The organism is uncultured Bacteroides sp. (assembly GCF_947632445.1).
Classification (GTDB): domain Bacteria; phylum Bacteroidota; class Bacteroidia; order Bacteroidales; family Bacteroidaceae; genus Bacteroides.
In genome coordinates this window covers 19548-40581 of sequence record NZ_CANRPM010000023.1, presented here as the reverse complement: position 1 = coordinate 40581, position 21034 = coordinate 19548, and the positions used below count along the sequence as shown (strand labels likewise).

17 protein-coding genes are annotated in these 21034 nt (G+C 47.8%); 11 read left to right on the top strand and 6 right to left on the bottom strand.

Annotated elements, in window-relative coordinates; all coding sequences use genetic code 11:
• Window positions 1-183 precede the first annotated feature (183 nt).
• Entirely contained in the window at window positions 184-600 is a 417-nt protein-coding gene (locus tag Q0Z70_RS06565; RefSeq protein ID WP_298073315.1) for a helix-turn-helix domain-containing protein, read from the bottom strand.
• Window positions 601-670: 70 nt separating this feature from the next.
• On the bottom strand, window positions 671-1021 hold the full coding sequence (locus tag Q0Z70_RS06560; protein WP_298073314.1) for a helix-turn-helix domain-containing protein: 351 nt from the start codon (window positions 1019-1021) through the stop codon (window positions 671-673).
• Between the two features lie 151 nt (window positions 1022-1172).
• On the opposite strand from Q0Z70_RS06560, the gene Q0Z70_RS06555 reads away from it, so the two are divergent.
• Window positions 1173-2066, top strand: coding sequence for a radical SAM protein (locus tag Q0Z70_RS06555; RefSeq protein WP_298073319.1), 894 nt, complete (start codon window positions 1173-1175; stop codon window positions 2064-2066).
• Between the two features lie 232 nt (window positions 2067-2298).
• Here Q0Z70_RS06555 and Q0Z70_RS06550 read toward each other — a convergent pair whose 3' ends face one another.
• Complete coding sequence (locus Q0Z70_RS06550; protein WP_298073313.1) at window positions 2299-3006, bottom strand: methyltransferase; 708 nt, start codon at window positions 3004-3006, stop codon at window positions 2299-2301.
• 174 nt (window positions 3007-3180) lie between these two features.
• Between Q0Z70_RS06550 and lon the strand changes: the two genes are divergently transcribed.
• The 3 genes from lon to Q0Z70_RS06535 are packed head-to-tail and all read left to right on the top strand — an operon-like array spanning window position 3181 to window position 7936.
• Entirely contained in the window at window positions 3181-5664 is a 2484-nt protein-coding gene (gene lon / locus Q0Z70_RS06545) for an endopeptidase La (protein WP_298073312.1), read from the top strand.
• The gene (gene tgt / locus Q0Z70_RS06540) at window positions 5661-6791 is read left to right on the top strand and encodes a tRNA guanosine(34) transglycosylase Tgt (protein ID WP_298073311.1); all 1131 of its coding nucleotides are present in this window, start codon (window positions 5661-5663) and stop codon (window positions 6789-6791) included. The genes lon and tgt overlap by 4 nt, the downstream gene beginning before the upstream one ends.
• Window positions 6788-7936 carry an LptF/LptG family permease gene (locus Q0Z70_RS06535; protein ID WP_298073310.1) on the top strand — a complete coding sequence of 383 codons (1149 nt, stop codon included), beginning with the start codon at window positions 6788-6790 and terminating at the stop codon, window positions 7934-7936. Before tgt ends, Q0Z70_RS06535 begins: the two co-directional genes overlap by 4 nt.
• Before the next feature lie 399 nt (window positions 7937-8335).
• On the opposite strand, the gene Q0Z70_RS06530 is transcribed toward Q0Z70_RS06535, so the two are convergent.
• On the bottom strand, window positions 8336-11233 hold the full coding sequence (locus Q0Z70_RS06530) for a M16 family metallopeptidase (protein ID WP_298073318.1): 2898 nt from the start codon (window positions 11231-11233) through the stop codon (window positions 8336-8338).
• Window positions 11234-11326: 93 nt separating this feature from the next.
• Complete coding sequence (locus Q0Z70_RS06525; RefSeq protein ID WP_298073309.1) at window positions 11327-12535, bottom strand: BamA/TamA family outer membrane protein; 1209 nt, start codon at window positions 12533-12535, stop codon at window positions 11327-11329.
• A 96-nt stretch (window positions 12536-12631) separates the two neighbouring features.
• Between Q0Z70_RS06525 and Q0Z70_RS06520 the strand changes: the two genes are divergently transcribed.
• The 7 genes from Q0Z70_RS06520 (at window position 12632) to nqrF (ending at window position 20097) form a co-directional block, all read left to right on the top strand.
• On the top strand, window positions 12632-14029 hold the full coding sequence (locus Q0Z70_RS06520) for a C1 family peptidase (protein ID WP_298073308.1): 1398 nt from the start codon (window positions 12632-12634) through the stop codon (window positions 14027-14029).
• A gap of 207 nt (window positions 14030-14236) precedes the next feature.
• Window positions 14237-15586: a Na(+)-translocating NADH-quinone reductase subunit A gene (locus tag Q0Z70_RS06515; protein ID WP_298073307.1), complete on the top strand. Its 1350-nt coding sequence runs from the start codon at window positions 14237-14239 to the stop codon at window positions 15584-15586.
• A gap of 36 nt (window positions 15587-15622) precedes the next feature.
• The gene (locus Q0Z70_RS06510; protein WP_298073306.1) at window positions 15623-16807 is read left to right on the top strand and encodes an NADH:ubiquinone reductase (Na(+)-transporting) subunit B; all 1185 of its coding nucleotides are present in this window, start codon (window positions 15623-15625) and stop codon (window positions 16805-16807) included.
• Window positions 16808-16821: 14 nt separating this feature from the next.
• Window positions 16822-17508, top strand: a complete 687-nt coding sequence (locus Q0Z70_RS06505) for a Na(+)-translocating NADH-quinone reductase subunit C (RefSeq protein ID WP_298073305.1) — start codon at window positions 16822-16824, stop codon at window positions 17506-17508.
• 6 nt (window positions 17509-17514) lie between these two features.
• Window positions 17515-18150 (top strand): NADH:ubiquinone reductase (Na(+)-transporting) subunit D, encoded by a 636-nt coding sequence (locus Q0Z70_RS06500; RefSeq protein WP_298073304.1) that lies wholly within the window; start codon window positions 17515-17517, stop codon window positions 18148-18150.
• Window positions 18151-18183: 33 nt separating this feature from the next.
• Window positions 18184-18810: an NADH:ubiquinone reductase (Na(+)-transporting) subunit E gene (gene nqrE / locus Q0Z70_RS06495; protein ID WP_298073303.1), complete on the top strand. Its 627-nt coding sequence runs from the start codon at window positions 18184-18186 to the stop codon at window positions 18808-18810.
• A gap of 18 nt (window positions 18811-18828) precedes the next feature.
• Window positions 18829-20097 carry an NADH:ubiquinone reductase (Na(+)-transporting) subunit F gene (gene nqrF, locus Q0Z70_RS06490; protein WP_298073302.1) on the top strand — a complete coding sequence of 423 codons (1269 nt, stop codon included), beginning with the start codon at window positions 18829-18831 and terminating at the stop codon, window positions 20095-20097.
• A 371-nt stretch (window positions 20098-20468) separates the two neighbouring features.
• On the opposite strand, the gene Q0Z70_RS06485 is transcribed toward nqrF, so the two are convergent.
• Window positions 20469-21017, bottom strand: a complete 549-nt coding sequence (locus tag Q0Z70_RS06485) for an NUDIX hydrolase (protein ID WP_298073317.1) — start codon at window positions 21015-21017, stop codon at window positions 20469-20471.
• Between the last annotated feature and the right edge of the window lie 17 nt (window positions 21018-21034).

The window sequence follows — 21034 nt, the reverse complement described above, 5'->3', positions numbered from 1 at the left end:
GGGTGGTGCAGCGCTGGAGCTTCGTCCCGGCGAACACCCCGCTGATCACATCTTCAAGACCCTTCAGGCCATCGGCGTAATAAAGGTCTATCTTGCCGTCCATGTTCAGGTGTTCAAGTTCTTGCAACTTCTCGGTTTTATACGTATAGAGTTGCGGCGAGGGTACTCCCCTTGGGCGTTTTCTTATTCGCTTATATCTTGCGCCAATGCTGATAAAAAACGCTTGAATGTCAGGTCGCTCGCTTCTTTGCCCGTGGCCTTCTGCCAAGCTTCGCGAGCCTTGCCGACGCTTTGCCTGTCCTGTTCTATGGCTTTGCGGACAACTTCCTCGTCCGTACAGTCCATGATAGGCTTGCGCCCACGACCGGGGCGGGTCTGCAGGCCGCTGATGCCTTCCTGCATGAAACGTTTCACCCAAAAGTTGACGGATACATGCGACATCTCCGTCTGCAAACCTACCTGCTTGCTTGAAAGTCCTGACGATTTGAGCTGTACGGCACGGCAACGCATGCGGAAGCAATGGCTGTTCCCTTGTCGGAAACCCCTTTCCAACGCCAAGCGTTCGGAGTCCTTTAAGATGATTGATTTGATTTTGCCCATAAGTGTTTCTTTGAAGTTTATGAGGCAAAGGTAACAAATCTATATGATTAAACTAATTATGAACATCTACTTATTTATTTATCTGTCTATTTCTCATTATCGTATCGAAATTCTCTTGTCCCCATTGTTTTAATTGCTCTAAATGAGGAATTAAAGTTTCACCGAACTCTGATACATAATATTCTACTTTGGGTGGTACGGATGGATATATTTCCCTATTTACTAATCCGTCTGTTACCAATGAGCGTAAAACGGAAGAAAGCATTTTTTCCGAAATGGAAGGGATTGTTTTATATAATTCATTGAAACGTATTACCCCTGTTTCATGTAATTTCAACAAAACGACTAAAGCCCACTTATCACCCAACCATTCCAATACTGGAGATGCTGGACAAAAATCATAATCCAACTTTTTTCTCATTTTTTCATCTTTAATATTGCTGATATTGAGAAACACTAACCTAAACGTAAGTGTCTGACAGATAGTATAGTTCTTCTTTTTTCAGAAGCAACATCCTAACTTTGCAATGCAAAAGTATAGAAAATAACGGATTTTAAAATGCTTAATTACAATATATATGAAACTATTACATTTTACAGGACAGGTTTGGAGACCTCCTTATGAGGCAAGTTCTCAACTCTTACAGGTAACAGCCGGATGTACATATAACAAATGCAAATTTTGCAGTTTGTATCATGGCACAAAGTTTCGACTATCACCTATAACCGAGGTTAAAGAAGATTTGGAGGTAATACAGAAGTATCAACCAAGGGCAAGACGTATCTTTTTAACCGGAGCCAATCCATTTGCATTAAGCTATAATAGGCTATTGGATTTAGGACTCCTAATTAGAAAGTATCTTAGGTATTGCGAAAGTATCGGTATGTTCGCAAGAATTTCAGATATAGAGCCTAAAACAGTAGGCGAATTAAGAAATTTACGTCATTTAGGTTTCGATAGTATCAGCATTGGTACAGAATCTGGAGATGACGAAACTCTTGCAAAAATGGATAAGGGTTATACAGCTAATGATATTTTCGAACAATGCAAAAAATTGGAAGAAGCTAATATCAAGTACAACTTTGTGTATCTGACAGGCCTTGCAGGTAAAAATAAGGGGCGACAAAACGCTGTCAATACAGCTACGGTGTTTAACAAGCTCAATCCGTTTACTATCAACTTCGTTTCATTAACTGTATTTCCTGAATCGAAGCTATATCAGGAAATACAAAAAGGAACATATGTAGAAGCGACAGAACATGAGAGATTATTAGAATTAAAGACGTTTATCTCAAACTTGAACATAGAAACAACATTATTGGGTAATACCGTATCAAACACTATTCCGTTTGTAGGGATGATACCAAATGATAAAGTGAGAATACTTAACGAGTTGGATTTAGCAATAAGGCAAATTAGTGAACATGAATTGAAACGATACAGGGATAGTATTAAATCCTTGTAAGATGACCTATGATTATGAAAAAAGAACTGGCTAATATTTTTGTCGGAAATAGATTTAGAGATAGATGAAATCGACCTTTACGGCTATGATGTTAGCCCAGTTTCTCTTGCTATAATACATCGTTTACAGGGTATTTTATCAGATTTGCAAACCTATGTATTTTTGTTAAAATTACAGTTGGCCAAATTGCAGCAAAGGATGCCATGTGAAGACGGTTACCCAACCTACCTCCTCAGAACTTCAGGTAGAACTCGCCCGTCAAACGGCGGTAGTCGTTGGTGTAATCGCCGTTCGCTTGGTGGATGTAGAGCGTGTCTTCGTCCACAGGCCCCAGCTGACGGCCGAATGTAATCAATACGCGGCGGACGGACTGGCTTGCCTTGGTGTACACACGCGTACGCCGTTGGGGATACAATCCCTGCATCCAAGCTGCATCTTCAGCCTGAGACTCCATCTCACTGGTAATGATGATACTCACTAAGCCTCCTTCGTTGAGCAGACGGGCTGAACGAAGGAAGAGTAGGTCGTAGTTCAGGCTGCCGGCATGGCGGGCGGTATTGCGCTGACGATCAGGGCATGGTAGGGCATCTACGTAGTAAGGGGGATTGGAAACGATCAAATCGAAACCTGCGGCTGGCTGAAAATCCTTGAAATCGGTACATACCACCTCTATCCGGTCGGGCCAGGGAGAAGCAGTTACGTTCTCTGCCGCCTGCATAGCGGCAGGAGCGTCTATCTCGATCGCCGTTACACACAGAAAGGGGTTGCGTTGGGCCAACTGGAGGGCTACGAGGCCTGTGCCTGTGCCCACATCAAGCGCCGTATGTGCCTGGGCTACAGGTGCCCATGCTCCTAACAACACGCCGTCGGTGCCTACCTTCATGGCACAGCGATCGTGGCGTATAATAAATTGTTTAAACAAAAAAGACGAGTCGGACATATCGGTTGCGGTTATTGTTCGGGCAAAATTAGTGAAAACCGAAGGAATAATGCATGTGAAACGCTGTTTTTTGCCTTTTTAAAGGATTAGGGGCCGATTAATAGAAAGAAATAGCGTAAATTTGCAGTTGCTTTGTGAACTCTCACAAGAGAGTACTAATTTAACATGACAGAAATGAAGAAAAGATTTTATATGGGTGGCGACGAATCGCAGGGCGGAAAGGGCTTTTCCGTCATTGCCGACTTTGAAGGAAACGATGAGCAGATGATTATGGATGTTGATATCGACAACGTATTGCCCGTGCTGCCGCTGCGCAACATGGTATTGTTTCCAGGAGTGCTCATACCCGTGTCGGTGGGCCGCAAGTCATCACTCCGACTGATACGTGACGCTGAAAAGAAAGAAATGTACATCGGCGTGGTGTGCCAGAAGGTGGCTGACACGGAAATGCCGCTGTTAGAAGACCTGCACGACATAGGTACGGTTGCCAAGGTGATCCGCGTGCTGGAAATGCCTGACCAGAGCACCACTGTTATCCTGCAAGGGGTGAAGCGGATGCAATTGAAGGATATCGTCGAGACCATCCCCTACCTGAAGGGACACGTGATCACTCTCAACGAGGAGCTGCCCGACAAGAACGACAAGAAATTCCAGGCACTGGTTGAAGCCTGCAAGGATCTTATCGTGCGCTATATGCGTACTGCAGAGATGTTCTCGCAAGATCCCTCGTTTGCCATCAAGAACATTACCAATTCCATCCTCCTCATCAACTTTATTTGCACCAATCTGCAACTGAAGAAGGACGAAAAGATAGAACTGCTGCAGATGACTTCCCTGCGCGAACGGGCCTATCACCTGTTGGAAATACTGAACCGCGAGGTGCAGTTGGCCGAAATCAAGGCATCTATCCAAATGCGTGCCCGCGAAGACATCGACCAGCAGCAGCGCGAATACTTCCTGCAACAGCAAATCAAGACCATTCAGGACGAATTGGGCGGAAGCACGCAGGAACAGGAGATAGACGAGATGCGCCAAAAGGCAGAGACGGTGAAATGGAGCAGCGAGGTGAAGACTACCTTTCTGAAGGAGGTGGATAAGTTAGAGCGCATCCATCCGCAGTCACCTGATTACAGCGTACAGTTGAACTACTTGCAGACAATGCTCAGCCTGCCGTGGGGCATCTATACGGCGGATAACCTGAACCTGAAGAACGCCGAAAAGACGCTGAACAAGGATCACTACGGACTGGAGAAGGTGAAGGAACGCATCTTGGAACACCTGGCCGTACTGAAACTGAAGGGAGACATGAAGTCACCCATCATCTGCCTATATGGCCCTCCAGGCGTAGGAAAAACGTCGCTGGGACGCTCCATCGCCGCTGCACTGAAGCGCAAGTATGTGCGCATGTCGCTGGGAGGCGTGCATGATGAAGCCGAGATACGCGGACACCGACGCACATACATCGGTGCCATGCCTGGACGCATTATCAAGAATCTGATCAAGGCAGCCTCGTCCAACCCTGTCTTTATCCTCGACGAAATAGACAAGTTGAGTGCCGACCATCAGGGCGATCCGTCATCGGCCCTGCTTGAAGTGCTTGACCCTGAGCAGAACTCGGCCTTCCATGACAACTTCCTTGACGTGGACTACGACTTGTCGAAGGTGATGTTTATCGCTACGGCCAACAACTTGAACCACATTCCCAGTCCTCTGCTGGATCGTATGGAACTGATAGAAGTAAGCGGATATATCACGGAAGAAAAAATCGAGATTGCCCGACGTCACTTAGTGCCCAAGGAATTGGAGAACAACGGTCTGGAGGAGACCGATGTAAAACTGTTCAAACAAACGCTGGAGGCCATCATCGAATCGTACACCCGCGAGAGTGGCGTGCGCGAACTGGAGAAGAAGATAGGCAAGATATTGCGCAAGGTGGCCCGACAGTATGCCACTGAAGGAATGTTGCCGAAGGTGGAAATCAGGCCCAAAGACTTGTACGACTACTTAGGCGTGGCCGAATACACGCGCGACAAGTACCAGGGCAACGACTATGCAGGCGTAGTGACGGGCTTGGCATGGACGGCTATGGGTGGTGAAATCCTCTTCGTGGAGACGAGCCTGAGTCGTGGCAAGGGCGGACGTCTGACACTGACGGGCAACTTGGGCGACGTGATGAAGGAGTCGGCCATGCTGGCGCTGGAGTACATCAAGGCGCATGCCTCGCTATTGGAACTGGACGAAGAGATTTTCGACAACTGGAACATCCACATCCACGTGCCCGAAGGCGCCATCCCCAAAGACGGGCCTTCGGCAGGCATCACGATGGCCACTTCGCTGGCATCGGCCCTGACGCAGCGAAAGGTAAAGGCCAACTTGGCTATGACAGGCGAGGTCACGCTGCGCGGCAGAGTGTTGCCTGTGGGAGGCATCAAAGAGAAGATCTTGGCCGCTAAGCGTGCAGGCATCAAGGAAATCATCCTGAGCGAAGAGAACCGCAAGAACATTGACGAAATTCAGGACATTTACTTGAAGGGACTTACTTTCCACTACGTGAAGGACGTGAAGGAGGTATTCGCCATCTCGCTGACTGACGAGAAGGTGGCCGATCCTATCGACCTGACCGTCAAGAAAGATAAGGAGCAAAAAACGGAAGCATGAAATTTGAATTACAATATATCGACAGCAAGACCAATGCCCGCGCAGGTCTGATAACGACCGACCACGGGCAGATTGAGACTCCCATCTTCATGCCCGTAGGTACTGTAGGTACCGTCAAAGGTGTACACCTGACAGAGTTGAAAGAGGACGTCAAGGCGCAGATCATTTTGGGCAACACCTACCACCTGTACCTTCGTCCGGGTCTCAGCGTGCTGGAGAAAGCGGGCGGCCTGCACAAGTTCAACGGCTTCGACCGCCCGATGCTGACCGACAGCGGCGGCTTCCAGGTGTTCTCTCTTTCGAGCATTCGCAAGCTGCGCGAGGAGGGAGTCGAGTTCCGATCACACATCGACGGCAGCAAGCACATCTTTACGCCCGAGCGTGTGATAGACATCGAGCGTACCATCGGGGCCGACATCATGATGGCCTTCGATGAATGTACACCAGGCGATGCCGACTACGAATACGCCAAGAAGTCAATGGAGCTGACGCATCGCTGGTTGGATCGCTGCATCGCACGCTTCAACGAGACGGAGCCGAAATATGGCTGCCATCAGGCACTGTTCCCTATAGTGCAGGGCTGCGTCTATCGCGACCTGCGCACACGTTCGGCCGAATACATTGCTTCGAAAGAGGCCGAAGGCAACGCCATCGGCGGACTGGCCGTTGGCGAACCTGTGGAGAAGATGTACGAGATGATCGAACTGGTGAACGGCATTCTGCCCAAGGACAAGCCCCGCTATCTGATGGGCGTGGGTACGCCGGTCAACATACTGGAGGGTATTGAGCGGGGCGTGGACATGTTCGACTGCGTGATGCCTACCCGCAACGGCCGCAACGGCATGCTCTTCACCAAGGACGGCATCATCAATATGCGCAACAAGAAGTGGGAAGCCGACTTCTCGCCCATCGAGGCTGACGGTGCTTCGTGCGTGGACACACTCTACACGAAGGCCTACCTGCGCCATTTGTTCCATGCGCAGGAGTTGCTGGCCATGCAGATAGCCTCTATTCATAACCTGGCCTTTTACCTATGGCTGGTGGGCGAGGCACGCAAGCACATCATTGCAGGTGATTTTGCAAGTTGGAAACCCATGATGGTCAAACGAGTATCTACAAGATTATGAAAAAGCTGAAAGGTAAACGGATTCCGAAACTGAATGTCAGTATATCCAGGCTGACAGGTGGATATTTGAGGAGGCTGGATATGTACATCATCAAGAAATTCATGGGAACGTACATTTTCGCCATCGCACTGATTATCTCCATTGCGGTTGTTTTCGACTTTAACGAGAAGCAGGATAAGTTCATGTCGCACGATGCTCCCTGGAATGCCATCATCTTCGACTATTACTTGAACTTCATCCCCTATTTTGCCAACCTGTTCAGCCCGTTGTTCGTGTTCATTGCCGTCATTTTCTTCACCTCCAAGTTGACAGAAAATTCGGAAATCATCGCTATGTTTTCTTCAGGCATGAGCTTCAAACGCATATTGCGTCCCTATATGGTTTCGGCCGGCATCATTGCCGTTGTCACTTTCTGGCTTGGGGGATACATCATCCCCAAAGGCAACGTGACGCGCATCAATTTCGAAGACAAGTATTATAAACCCCGAAAAGCCAATTCGGCACGAAACATCCAGTTGGAGGTGGACACAGGCGTTATTGCCTACATCGACCGCTTCGAGAACTATCGTCAGACAGGCTACCGTTTCTCGCTGGACAAATTCAAGGACAAGCAGCTGGTTTCCCATTTGACAGCCCGCAGCATTACCTACGACACGACAGCCTATCACCGCTGGATCATCAAGGACTATATGATACGCGAAATGGACGGAATGAAAGAGAAAATAACGCATGGAGACAGGATAGATACGACGCTTTTCATGGAGCCTGCTGACTTTCTCATCATGAAGAACCAGCAAGAAATGCTGACCAATCCGCAGTTGAGCGAATACATCGACCGCCAGAAGCAGCGAGGATTTGCCAATATCAAGGAGTTCGAAATCGAATATCACAAGCGCATCACCATGTCGTTTGCCTCGTTCATCCTGACATTGATAGGAGTCTCTTTATCGTCCAAGAAGACCAAAGGCGGTATGGGACTTTATCTGGGTATCGGATTGGGACTGAGCTTTTCGTACATCCTGTTCCAGACCATTGCGTCTACATTTGCCGTCAATGGTAATGTGCCGCCCATGGTTGCAGTATGGATCCCTAACATCCTGTATGCCTTCATCGCATTCTATCTGTATAAGAGAGCGCCGAAATAAGGACGTATAGAAACAATAAATAGTTTTATATACAACCACTATTAAGAGTCATGCCGTGCAACGCCACACTTGTACCTTCTCTGACGAAGCACTGCGTCAGCCTTTCAGGAAGTGCTTCGTAAGGGGTTCATACAGTGCTTTCTGAGGAGGTGAGGAAGCACTGTATCATACTTTCATGAAGCACTGCGTGAGGATGTCTGATGATAGAGCGTCAAACGGTGCGAGACTGTGGAAAGATACTAAAACTGTTCGTTTCATCCACAAAAAAGAAAGACGTAATATCGTCTATGGTATCGCATCCTATTGTTTTTTGGAAAAAAGAAACCCGCCACTGATGTCTGTTTTATCAATGACGGGGCACTCATTATTTTCTGATTTTATATATCGAATTCCTGTAGGTTAGAATAGCGTATCTTTCGTGCTGAACAGTTTGCTTGCATTGATCTTGACTACTTTTCCGTATTTCTCCAGTTTTTTCAGGTCTATCATCTTGGGGTTGCCCATGATGGCTATGGCGTAGGGTTTGCCTTGGATGTTCGTCTCGTAGAATTTCACGATGTCATCGAAGGTTAATGCGTCGATTTTTGGTAACTGTTCTTTGGCCGGATCTTCGGTATATCTCTGGTAACCGAGGTCTACCAGATACATCGCCTTGCTGCGGAAGTCGGGATGGTCGGTCAGGGCCGATTGACGCAGATAACTTTTGATGTTGTCGATGCGGCCGGCATTCTTCGGCATGTCGTTGATGAGGTCCATGAACACGTCGATAGCGTCGTTTGCCTTATCATTCTGTGTGCCGATGTTGCCGTACAGGTAGCTGGCTTTGCCGGCGATACCCTGTGTGGTGGCGTAGGCATAAGCCGTGTAGGCCATGGAACGCTTCTCGCGGATTTCGTTCAATACCAATCCGGTAAAGTCCAGACCGAAGTATTGGTTGAAGGCATCACGCAGCACATCGTCCTTCTTGTCGGCCGTCTGCATCGGTAGGTAGAAATGGATTTGTGCTTGTTCGGCGTCACTGTTGGGCATGAAGAAAATGGTATTCTCATTTACTGTCTGCATCGGTTTTACACGAGGCGATTCAGACGGGCGCTCATTGGCTACAAGAGGAAGATTCTGGCTCAGGATGCTGTAGACGTTGTCAAAGGGCAGGGTGCCAGTATAGAATATTTTCGATTCGAAGTTGGAGGCGCGATTGATGTCACCAGTCAACTCGGAGATTTGCAGTTCGAACACTTCCTTGTCCGTCAGTTCGTCAATATAGTCTGACTTGTCGCCGTAGAGCAGATATTGGCGCAGCGCTTCGTTCAGCGTACTGACGTTTTCTTTGCGCTGTTGGCGTGTACTCAGGATGTTACCCTTCAGCTGGGCCAGTTGCTTGTCGTCCAGTTTAGGCATCAGAATTTGGCGTGACAGGAGCTGGCAAGCCTGAGGCAGGGTCTCTTCGAACCCTTCCATGACGATGGTCAGATAGTTTGAACTGGCTGATACGTAGCAGGTGGCGTTCAGTTTGCTGAGTTCTTCCTTCAGCTGTTGCGGTTCGTAAAGACCCATCACACCGGCGTTGTTCATTAAGTTGGCGGCCACGTCGAGTTTGGGAAATTCTTCGGTTCCGGCTCCATATTGCAGGACAAGCTGGAAGATGTTGTTTTCCTTGTTGGGCGTGTAGTATATCTTGGAACGGTCATTCAGTTGTTTTACCTGTATGTCGCTGAAGTCAATCAGGTTTTCGGCTACGTGACCGATGGGCAGATTCTTGAATTGCAGGGCATAGAGTGATTGCTGGCCTACGGGCGGTTCCACGGGTTTGTAGTTGGGCTTGGCTATTTTCTCACCCTTCTTGGCTTTGCCCTGTTCGATATAGAGAGCCAGGTAGTTTTTAGACAGATATTGTTTGGCCACACGCTTTACGTCGTCGTTTGTTACAGCCATGATCTTGTCCTTGTAGTTTAGTATTTCGCCTAAATCCTGTTCGTTATAAAAAGCGTTCATCAGGATCATGGCTTTCTGTTCGTTTTTCTCCATGGCTAAGTCGAACTGGCGGCACATTTCTGCCTTGATAGCATTGATTTTCCAGTCTTCGAAGTCTCCGTTGGCGATCTTTTTGATAGCTTCCAAAGTTTTCTTCTCGGCGCTCTTGTTCGATTCGAAACGACGTTGATTTTCGTCGTAGAGCGGTATGCTTACTACGACCGAGCGCCCCTGCTCGCGGAAGGTCTGTGCGTAGGCCCCTGAACTGGTCAGTTCGCCGTCCAGTACCAGTTTGTCCAATGCTCCCGTCTGGCTGCCGTTGCTCAACAGAGAGAGTGCAATGTTCAGTGCGTCCTCGTCGGGATGTCCGGCCGGTACGCCGTTGAACACCATAGCCACCTGCGGGTAGTAGCCCACTTTTTCGGTGTATTGAATGCGTCCTTGGATGTTCATATCCGTGTAGGTTTTGTGTTCGGGCATCGGCTTCTTGGCTAAGCGGCCGAAGGTTCCGGCGATGCGGCCGGCTACCTGCTGGGCATTGATGTTGCCGACCAATACGAGCACCATGTTTTCGGGTACGTACCAGGTGTCATAGAATTCGATAAGCTTGCTCAACTGCGGATTCTTCAGATGTTCAGGCTGGCCGATGATATCGCGTGAATAAGGATGTCCTTCGAATGCCTTGCTCATGAAAAAGCTGTTGACTGCCTGATTGGGATTATCCTGTGCGCGGTTGTACTCTTCATACACATTTTCCAGTTCGGGCTGGAAAGAACGGAACACGGGATGGATGAAACGTTGTGAGGAGATTTCGAGCCACTTGTTTATCTGATAGGCTGGGAAGGAACTGTGGTAGAACGTGTAGTCGTAGCTTGTTGCAGCATTCACGCCTTTGGCACCGATACTTTCCATCAGACTGGAATATTCGGTTGGCAGGCTGATTTTGCCCGCTTTCAGAGTGAGTTCATTGATTTCTTGGTTCAAGGCGTCTTTCTTTACCGGATCGGTTTCGGTTGCCCGCTGGTCATATTTGGCGATGATTTCCTTGTAGATTGGTTCTTCTTCAGTCCAGTTGAGGGCACCGATGTTATCTGTTCCTTTGAACATGACGTGCTCTAAGTAATGGGCCAGGCCGGTGTATTCTTCCGGTTCGTTGATGGAGCCGGCACGTACACCTACCAGTCCGAATACGTCCGACTGGGATGCGTCTTCCCAAATATATACGGAAAGACCGTTTTTCAGTTTGAATGCTTTCAGACCTTGGCTGAAGGCTGGCATGGCTATGACGGCAGCAATAATCAGGCATAGTAGCATTTTCATTTTCATAACTCTCATAACTTTATATTTTTTCGGTTAATACGTTTAGTTGGTTAATCAGTCTACAAAACTATAAAAAATCACATTCTTGCTCTTCATGTTTTAGAACGCTTCTGTCATGTTGAAGTAGAACAGTGTCTGATTGTTTACTGTATTCTTGCCTAAATCTAAGCGGACATTCATACGAGGTTGTACTTCGATGCGAAGACCGACACCGCAGTTAGGCAGTACACCTTCTATTTTAGTAGGGGTAGGCCCCATAAATCCGCATCCTCCCCACACGACGAAGCCTACGTGGTTGATTATACGTTTCAACCAGGTTTCCTGATCGGTATTCAGCATCTGGCGGTATTCAGCCATCACGATGTGCGATGATTTGTCGCGATACTGTCCTTGATAATACCCCCGGAGATCGAAAGGGGTACCTGTCAGGGAGTATTGCGTTAAGGGTATATTGTCGCCGAATACGTTTTTGGTCTGAGCTGTCCAGGCGAGGACTTTGCGTTTGCCTACTTCCTTGTATTGTCGATAGTCTAATTCGAAGCGATAAAAGTTGCGTTCACTTCCGAATATTTTGTGATACATCATGCCCCGAAAGTCCAGATAGATGCCTTTATAAGCATTAGCTGGAACGTCGCGGCTATCGTATGTCAACAGGAAACCCAAACCGGAATTGAAGTTTTTGTATCCGTGGTAGGTACCGTTGGCTTCTTGATATGACAGGTTTTCTACCAGGCCTTTAGCCGGGTCGGTGAAATGATCGTAGTTGATGTCAATCTGTGGACCTGCAAAGAAATCGCTCTCGCCCAGTCGGAACAGAAACCAAGGATTGATCTGTACGCCACTGTATTGGTATTGGCTGGTCGAGTCACTTCGAATGTAGTCTCTGTTGGCCGTATAGCCTATATCATAATAATTCTCTACTGTGTTTTTATAACTGAACTTTCCAAAGAGGCGGAAACGGTCGTGCTTAAAGAATAATTGTGGTTTGGAGAATACGTTGACTCCTCCGTCGAACATGAAAGCCAGTGCTATTGGTACTACTGAATGTTTCAGAGTTGCGTCGTGAGGGTTCAGGCTGAATGTCATCAAGGCACTTCCGCCTACCAGCAAGCCAAAGTCCGGTGAGTAGCTCGGGCCGCCGAGTATGTTATAATGGAAATTACGGTTCGCTTTCTTAAGCTTTTGCAATTCTTTTTTGCTGAGGGTCGGGGTGCTGTCGTTAACGACTACTGTATCGTTCTGTTGTTGGGCCTGTACGCCGGTCGCCACTAGCGTAAACAGAAGCAGAATAGTTATTAAATTCTTCATACTTGTTGGAAATGTGATGCAAAGGTATTAAAAATCTCAGAAATAGTTAATATCTTTGTCATTGTTAACATTGTAACTTAAATTGTATTGTAACAGATGAAAAAACAAATGATTTCTGTAATTGTTCTGTGTGCAAGCCTGTTGAGTATGCAGGCTCAGGACAAGAATGGGGGTATCAGTTCGGAAATGTTGGGACAGATACGCCAGAACTATCAAGATACGGCTTCTGATAAAGCCTTGCGTAATGCCATCGGCAGTAACAGCATCAAGTCTTTAGCCTTGAATCAGGAGAAGCAGATAGGGATTGATACTGATTTTTCGGTCAAGGTGGAATCCAAAGGAATTACCGACCAGCAGTCTTCAGGTCGATGCTGGCTTTTTACTGGGCTGAACGTGATGCGTGCCAAAGCTATTGCACGCTTCGATCTTCCGGGATTGGAATTTTCGCAAACGTATTCGTTCTTTTGGGATCAGCTGGAGAAGTCCAACCTGTTTTTGCAGGGAATTATTGATACGGCTGAAAAACCGATGAACGATCAGACGGTGGAGTGGCTTTTTAAACATCCTTTGAGTGATGGAGGAACGTTTACCGGCGTGGCCGATATTGTAGGGAAATACGGACTCGTTCCCAAAGAAGTCATGCCTGAAACTTATAGTAGTGAACATACCAGTCTTATGTCGTCGCTTATCGGGCTCAAGTTGAAGGAATATGGTTTGTCTTTGCGTGAGATGGTACAAAAGGGCACCGGTGCTTCCGAACTGGAGAAGGCAAAGACCGAAATGCTGGGTACCGTCTATCGCATGTTAGCGTTGAATTTGGGAATACCTCCTACCTCTTTCGACTATGTGCGAAAGGATGCTCAAGGCAGACGTGTGGAAGTGGAACACCACACTCCGATGTCTTTTCTCGAGAAATACGGGGATACTGGTTTGCTTACCAACTACGTGATGGTGATGAACGATCCCAGTCGGGAGTATTACAAGTGTTATGAGATTGAGTACGACCGCCATCGTTACGATGGCCATAACTGGACTTATGTCAATCTCCCTGTCGAAGAAATCAAGGAAATGGCCATCGCTTCACTGAAAGATAGTACACGGATGTACTTTTCGAGCGACGTTACCCAGCTGGATGCCAAGCGAGGTTGGCTGGATGTGGACAACTATGATTATGGTTCTCTGTTCGGTGTGACGTTTGGCATGGACAAAAGACAGCGCATCCAGACTTTTGCCAGTATGTCGGCTCATGCCATGACGCTGATGGCTGTAGATCTGGATAAAGACGGGAAGCCTGTGAAATGGATGGTGGAAAATAGTTGGGGAGCCGCTTCCGGTTACCAGGGACATCTGATTATGACAGACCGCTGGTTCGACGAATACATGTTCCGCTTGGTGGTGGAGACTAAATACGTTCCTGAAAAGGTAATGAAGCTCTTCAGGCAGAAGCCCATCCGTCTACCTGCTTGGGATCCTATGTTTGCGGAAGAGAATTAAACCTCCGTTACCGTTTTCCAAAGTGCCACTTTAGCACCGTAAAGCTCTTCTTTGCGAGTCTAAAGTGGCTCTTTATTTTCATTGTGTTCGTTAACGGGATCTATTAGGGAGAAATTTCTGTAAATCCTTTCTTAGTTTACTCTTAAATCACATTCTTTTTTGCTAATTTTGCAGCAAATTAATGAAACCATTATTTTAAATCAACACATGGCAAATGTAATTAAGTTACGCAAAGGCCTTGATATTAACCTGAAGGGCAAAGCTGCCGAAGAGTTCTTCTCTGTGAAAGAACCGGGATTCTATTCACTTGTTCCCGATGATTTTACCGGAATTACTCCGAAGATGGTGGTTAAAGAACAGGAATATGTGATGGCCGGGGGGCCCTTGTTTATCGACAAGAACCATCCTGAATTAAAATTTGTTTCACCCGTAAGTGGTGTAGTGACGAGCGTAGAACGAGGCGCACGCCGTAAGGTGATGAATATTGTCGTTGAGGCTGCCACAGAACAAGACTATGAGGAATTCGGCAAGAAGGATCTGTCGAAGATGGATGCCGCGCAGGTTAAGGAACTGCTGCTCAATGCCGGTATGTTTGCTTTCATCCGCCAACGTCCCTACGATGTGATCGCAGATCCGACGGTGGATCCGAAAGCAATTTTTGTTTCTGCTTTCGACAGCAATCCGTTGGCACCCGATTTCGAGTTTGCGCTGAAGGGTGAGGAAGCAAACTTCCAGACAGGTCTTGACGCTTTGGCTAAGTTGGCCAAAACTTATCTGAGTATCAGCGTGAAGCAGAAAGCAGTCGCCCTGACACAGGCCCAAAATGTGACCATTACCACTTTCGACGGTCCGCATCCGGCCGGTAATGTCGGTGTGCAGATCAATCATATTTCGCCTATCGCAAAAGGTGAGACTGTGTGGACTATCGGTGCCGAAGCTGTTATCTTTATTGGCCGCTTGATGAACACCGGTCGTGTAGACATGACTCGCACGGTAGCTGTTACGGGTAGTGAGGTGAAGAAACCTGCTTATTGTAAGCTGAAAGTAGGTGCTCTGCTGACCAACGTATTCCAGGGTAATGTAACGACAGGTAAGACATTGCGTTATATTAGCGGTAATGTATTGACGGGTAAGAAGGTTTCTCCCAATGGTTTCTTAGGTGCTTTCCATAACCAGCTGACCGTAATTCCTGAAGGCGATGATGTACACGAAATGTTGGGTTGGATCATGCCTCGTTTCAATCAGTTCAGTGTGAGCCATTCTTATTTCAGCTGGTTGATGGGTAAGAAGGAATATGTGTTTGATGCCCGTGTGAAGGGTGGCGAACGCCACATGATTATGTCTAACGAGTATGACCGGGTATTTCCGATGGACATCTATCCTGAATATCTGGTGAAAGCCATCATTGCGGGCGATATCGACCGCATGGAAGCTTTGGGTATCTACGAAGTGGCTCCTGAAGATTTTGCCCTGTGCGAGTTTGTATGTTCGTCTAAGGTGGAAGTTCAGCGCATTGTACGTGCCGGACTTGACATGCTTCGTGCTGAAATGGCATAAATTGTAAGTTGAAAATTACTAAATGAAATAAATTAAATGAAAGCGTTAAGAAGTTATCTCGACAAGATAAAGCCGAACTTTGAAGAGGGCGGCAAATTCCACGCATTTCGCTCGGTGTTCGACGGTTTCGAAACATTCCTGTTCGTGCCCAACACTACGTCGAAATCGGGGACGCATATTCATGATGCCATTGACAGCAAGCGCATTGTGTCGATGGTGATCATTGCGTTGATACCGGCTTTGCTGTTTGGTATGTACAACGTAGGTTATCAGCACTTCCATGCTACGGGCATCGAAGGCAGTTTCATCGAATTGTTCGGCTATGGTTTCTTGGCCGTATTGCCCAAAATCATTGTTTCTTATGTAGTGGGTTTGGGTATCGAGTTTATGGTAGCCCAGTGGAAGAACGAAGAAATTCAGGAAGGTTTCCTGGCTTCCGGTATGTTGATCCCGATGATTGTGCCGGTTGACTGTCCGTTGTGGATGTTGGCCATTGCCACTGCTTTCTCCGTTATTTTTGCCAAGGAAGTATTTGGCGGTACGGGTATGAACGTGTTCAATGTAGCCCTTATCACCCGGGCTTTCCTGTTCTTTGCATATCCTACCAAGATGTCCGGCGACTCTGTATGGGTATCCGGTGACAGCATCTTCGGCTTGGGTGGTGATAAGTTTGTAGATGGATTCTCAGGCGCTACTGCCTTAGGCGTTGCTTCCGTGACTCATGCGGCTGACGGCTATCTGCCTTTCTCCTGGGATATGGTAACAGGTCTGATACCGGGTTCTATCGGCGAAACCAGTGTCATCGCCATCGCTATCGGTGCTGTAATTCTGTTGTGGACTGGCGTTGCCAGCTGGAAAACAATGTTCTCAGTATTCGTAGGTGGTGCCTTCATGGCATGGATTTTCAATGAATTTGGTCCCGATACGGCTATGGCCAATATGCCTTGGTACGAACACCTCGTGCTGGGCGGTTTCTGCTTCGGTGCCGTGTTCATGGCTACAGATCCTGTTACTTCGGCCCGTACCGAAACAGGCAAGTATATCTTCGGTTTCTTGATCGGTGTGATGGCTATCATCATCCGTGTGCTTAACCCCGGTTATCCTGAAGGTATGATGCTTGCCATCCTGCTGATGAATATTTTTGCTCCGCTTATCGACTATTGTGTGGTACAGAGCAACATCAGCCGTCGCGAAAAACGTGCAATCAAGTCTAACAATTAAAATACCGAATAGAAATGAATACCAATAGTAACAGTTATACTATTATTTATGCTTCGGTAATGGTTGTTATCGTGGCATTCTTGCTGGCATTCGTAAGTTCTTCTTTGAAAGAGACTCAGAACAAGAACGTGGAGCTGGATACCAAGAAGCAGATTCTGGCTGCCCTTAACGTTCGTGATGTAAAAGATGCCGATACGGAATATAATAAATATGTAAAGGCCGACATGCTGATGAACGCTGACGGTACGCTGACCGAAAACGCGGGTGCATTTGCTACCGGGTACGAAAAGGAAGTGAAGGAAAACAATCGTCTGCATGTGTTTGTCTGCGAAGTGGATGGTGCCAAGAAATATGTATTCCCTGTTTACGGTACCGGTCTTTGGGGGGCCATCTGGGGATATATCGCTCTGAACGAGGACAAGAATACCGTGTATGGAACTTACTTCTCGCACGCCAGTGAAACTCCGGGCTTGGGTGCTGAAATTGCTACAGACCATTTCCAGAGTGAATTCTTGAATAAGAAAACACTGGAGAACGGTGAAATTGTTCTCGGTGTAGTAAAGAATGGCAAGGTGGAGAATTCCGATTACCAGGTAGACGGAATTTCCGGCGGTACGATTACATCTTTGGCTGTGGATGCCATGATTAAAGGCTGTTTGGGCAATTACAAGAGTTTTTTAACTAATAATGTGGAGGAATAAAAGGATATGGGACAATTATTTTCAAAGCAGAATAAAGAAATATTCTCGACTCCATTGGGAATGAACAACCCTGTTACCGTACAGGTGTTAGGCATCTGTTCGGCATTGGCCGTAACGGCCAAGTTGGAGCCGGCCATTGTGATGGGACTTTCCGTAACGGTTATTACGGCATTCTCCAATGTAGTGATTTCGTTGTTGCGTAAGACTATTCCCAACCGTATCCGTATCATCGTACAGTTGGTGGTGGTGGCTGCCCTGGTTACCGTAGTGAGTGAAATTCTGAAAGCCTTTGCCTATGACGTGAGTGTCCAGCTCTCTGTATATGTCGGCCTGATTATTACCAACTGTATCTTGATGGGACGTTTGGAGGCCTTTGCCATGCAGGCCGGTCCGTGGGAATCTTTCCTGGATGGTGTAGGCAACGGTTTGGGCTATGCCAAGATTTTGATTATCGTGGGCTTCTTCCGTGAACTGTTAGGTTCCGGTACGTTGCTGGGTTTCAACATCCTTAATTACGAACCTCTGAAGCAGTTGGGCTATCGGAACAATGGCTTGATGCTGATGCCGCCTATGGCATTGATCATCGTGGCATGTATCATCTGGTACCAGCGTGCCCGTCACAAAGAGTTGCAAGATAAATAATAGAAATTCTGAGTTCTTAGTTCAAAACAAGTTATGGAACATTTTTTTACTTTGTTAGTCCGCTCCATTTTTGTGGATAACATGATATTCGCATTCTTCCTCGGCATGTGTTCTTACTTGGCTGTGTCGAAGACTGTGAAGACTTCCGTTGGCCTGGGTATTGCCGTAACCTTTGTGTTGGTGGTTACCCTTCCGGTCAACTATTTGTTGCAGACCAAGGTGCTGGGCCCCGATGCCATCGTTGAGGGGGTTGATCTCAGCTTCCTGAGTTTTATCCTTTTCATTGCCGTCATTGCCGCCATCGTTCAGCTGGTGGAGATGATTGTCGAGCGTTTCAGTCCCTCGCTCTACGCTTCGTTGGGTATCTTCCTGCCGCTGATTGCCGTGAACTGTGCCATCATGGGTGCATCGCTCTTCATGCAGCAGCGCATCAACCTCGGCATGAGCGATCCCAAGTATATCGGCGGGGTGGGTGATGCCGTCTCTTATGCTTTGGGTTCGGGTATCGGCTGGATGCTGGCTATCGTCGGTCTGGCTGCCATCCGCGAGAAGATGGCCTACTCCGATGTCCCTGCTCCGCTGAAGGGCTTGGGCATTACATTCATTACGGTGGGCTTGATGGCCATTGCGTTTATGTGTTTCTCCGGTTTGAACATCTAAAAAGAAAGGAATAAGACAATGGATATGAATATGATATTGGCAAGCATTGGAGTATTCCTCGTGGTGGTTCTTCTGCTTGTTGTGGTTCTGTTGGTAGCCAAGAATTTCCTGGTGCCTTCAGGTAATGTAAAACTCACCATGAACGGTGACAAAGTGCTGGACGTAGCTTCCGGGGGCACGTTGCTGAATACATTGGCTGTCAACGGCGTCTATCTTTCTTCGGCATGCGGCGGCAAGGGTTCTTGCGGCCAGTGCAAATGTCAGGTTGTAGAGGGCGGCGGTGAAATCCTGCCTTCTGAAACTCCTCACTTCAGCCGTAAGCAGCAGAAAGACCATTGGCGTCTGGGCTGTCAGGTGAAAGTGAAAGGGGATATGTCTATCAAGGTGCCCGAAAACATACTGGGCGTAAAGGAATACGAATGTACGGTGATCTCCAACAAGAACGTGGCTACCTTCATCAAGGAATTCAAGGTGCAGCTTCCTGCCGGTGCGCACATGGATTTTCTGCCGGGTTCCTATGCACAGATTAAAATTCCAGCATTCACGATGGACTACGACAAGGACATCGACAAGAGTCTGATTGGCGACGAGTATCTGCCTGCATGGCAGAAGTTCGGCCTTTTCCCGCTGAAATGTGTCAATCCCGAACCTACGGTGCGTGCCTATTCCATGGCCAACTATCCGGCAGAGGGCGACGTATTCATGCTGACCGTCCGTATCGCCACTCCCCCGTTCAAGCCCGACCGCAGCGGCTTTATGGATGTAAATCCGGGTATCGCTTCTTCTTACATCTTCACACTGAAACCGGGTGACAAGGTAATCATGAGCGGGCCTTACGGTGATTTCCATCCGCATTTCGACTCCAAGAAGGAGATGATTTGGGTCGGCGGCGGTGCCGGTATGGCTCCGCTCCGCGCACAGATTATGCACATGACCAAGACGCTGGATACACGCGATCGCGAAATGCACTACTTCTACGGCGCCCGTGCCTTGAACGAAGTGTTCTATCTGGACGACTTCCTCGGACTGGAAAAGGAATTCCCCAACTTCCACTTCCATTTGGCACTCGACCGTCCCGATCCTGCGGCCGATGCAGCCGGCGTGAAGTACACTGCGGGGTTTGTTCATACGGTGATGTACGACACTTATCTGAAAGACCATGAAGCTCCTGAAGACATTGAATACTACATGTGCGGCCCCGGCCCGATGTCTAAGGCTGTAGTCAACATGCTCGACGGTTTGGGTGTCGACGAAGCCAGTATTATGTACGATAACTTCGGCGGATAATTGTCTGTCCCGATATGGAATAAGAAAGCGCGAACGGCTTCTGCTGTCCGCGCTTTTTTTGTGCCGGTTATTCATTGAATGAAGACTCGTTATCAAGGGTCACGAACACCCTTCATCAAGAGTCACGAACACCCTTTATCAAGGGTCACGAACACCCTTTATCAAGGGTCACGAACACCCTTCGTCAAGGGTCACGAACACCCTTCATCAAGGGTCACGAACACCCTTCATCAAGGGTCACGAATACCCTTCATCAAGGGTCACGAATACCCTTTCATTTTGTTCTTTTTTTATGGATACAGAAAAAGTGGACAACCCCGGAGAACATGAATCGGGGGTCGTCCACTTTCAGGAAGTCATTCACGGACTGACTATTTCTTCTCAGCAAAATACTTCCATAACGGAGCTGCCATGAGGGCCTGACGTACTTGGTCTTTTCTCAGCAGGTCGAACACTTCATCTGCCGTGAGCAGATGGATGCTGATGTCTTCTGTCTCTTCCAGATGTTGGGTGGAGAGAGGTTCTACATCTGTCGCGATAAAGCAATGACAAAGGTTTGTCATGGTGCTGGTATTGGCTGATATTGTCATGTGGTGAGTCCACTGTCCGTCACCGTAACCGGTCTCTTCATAGAGTTCACGGCGTGCGGCGTCAATCGGAGCTTCGCCGGGTTCGCATACACCGGCACATATTTCGTAGCCGGTGTAGCGCAGTCCGTGACGATATTGTCGTTCCATAAGGAAGTGTCCGTCGCGGGTTAAGGCGATGACATTTACCCAATCCGGGTATTCCAGTACGTAGTATTCGGGATTTTCCACACCGTTAGGCAGGCGTACATGGTCGCGTCGTGCTGTCAGCCAGGGGCGACGGATCAGGTATTCGCTGTGCAGTACTTCCCACTTCTTTTCGTCATCCATGATATTCCGCTTCGTTCCTT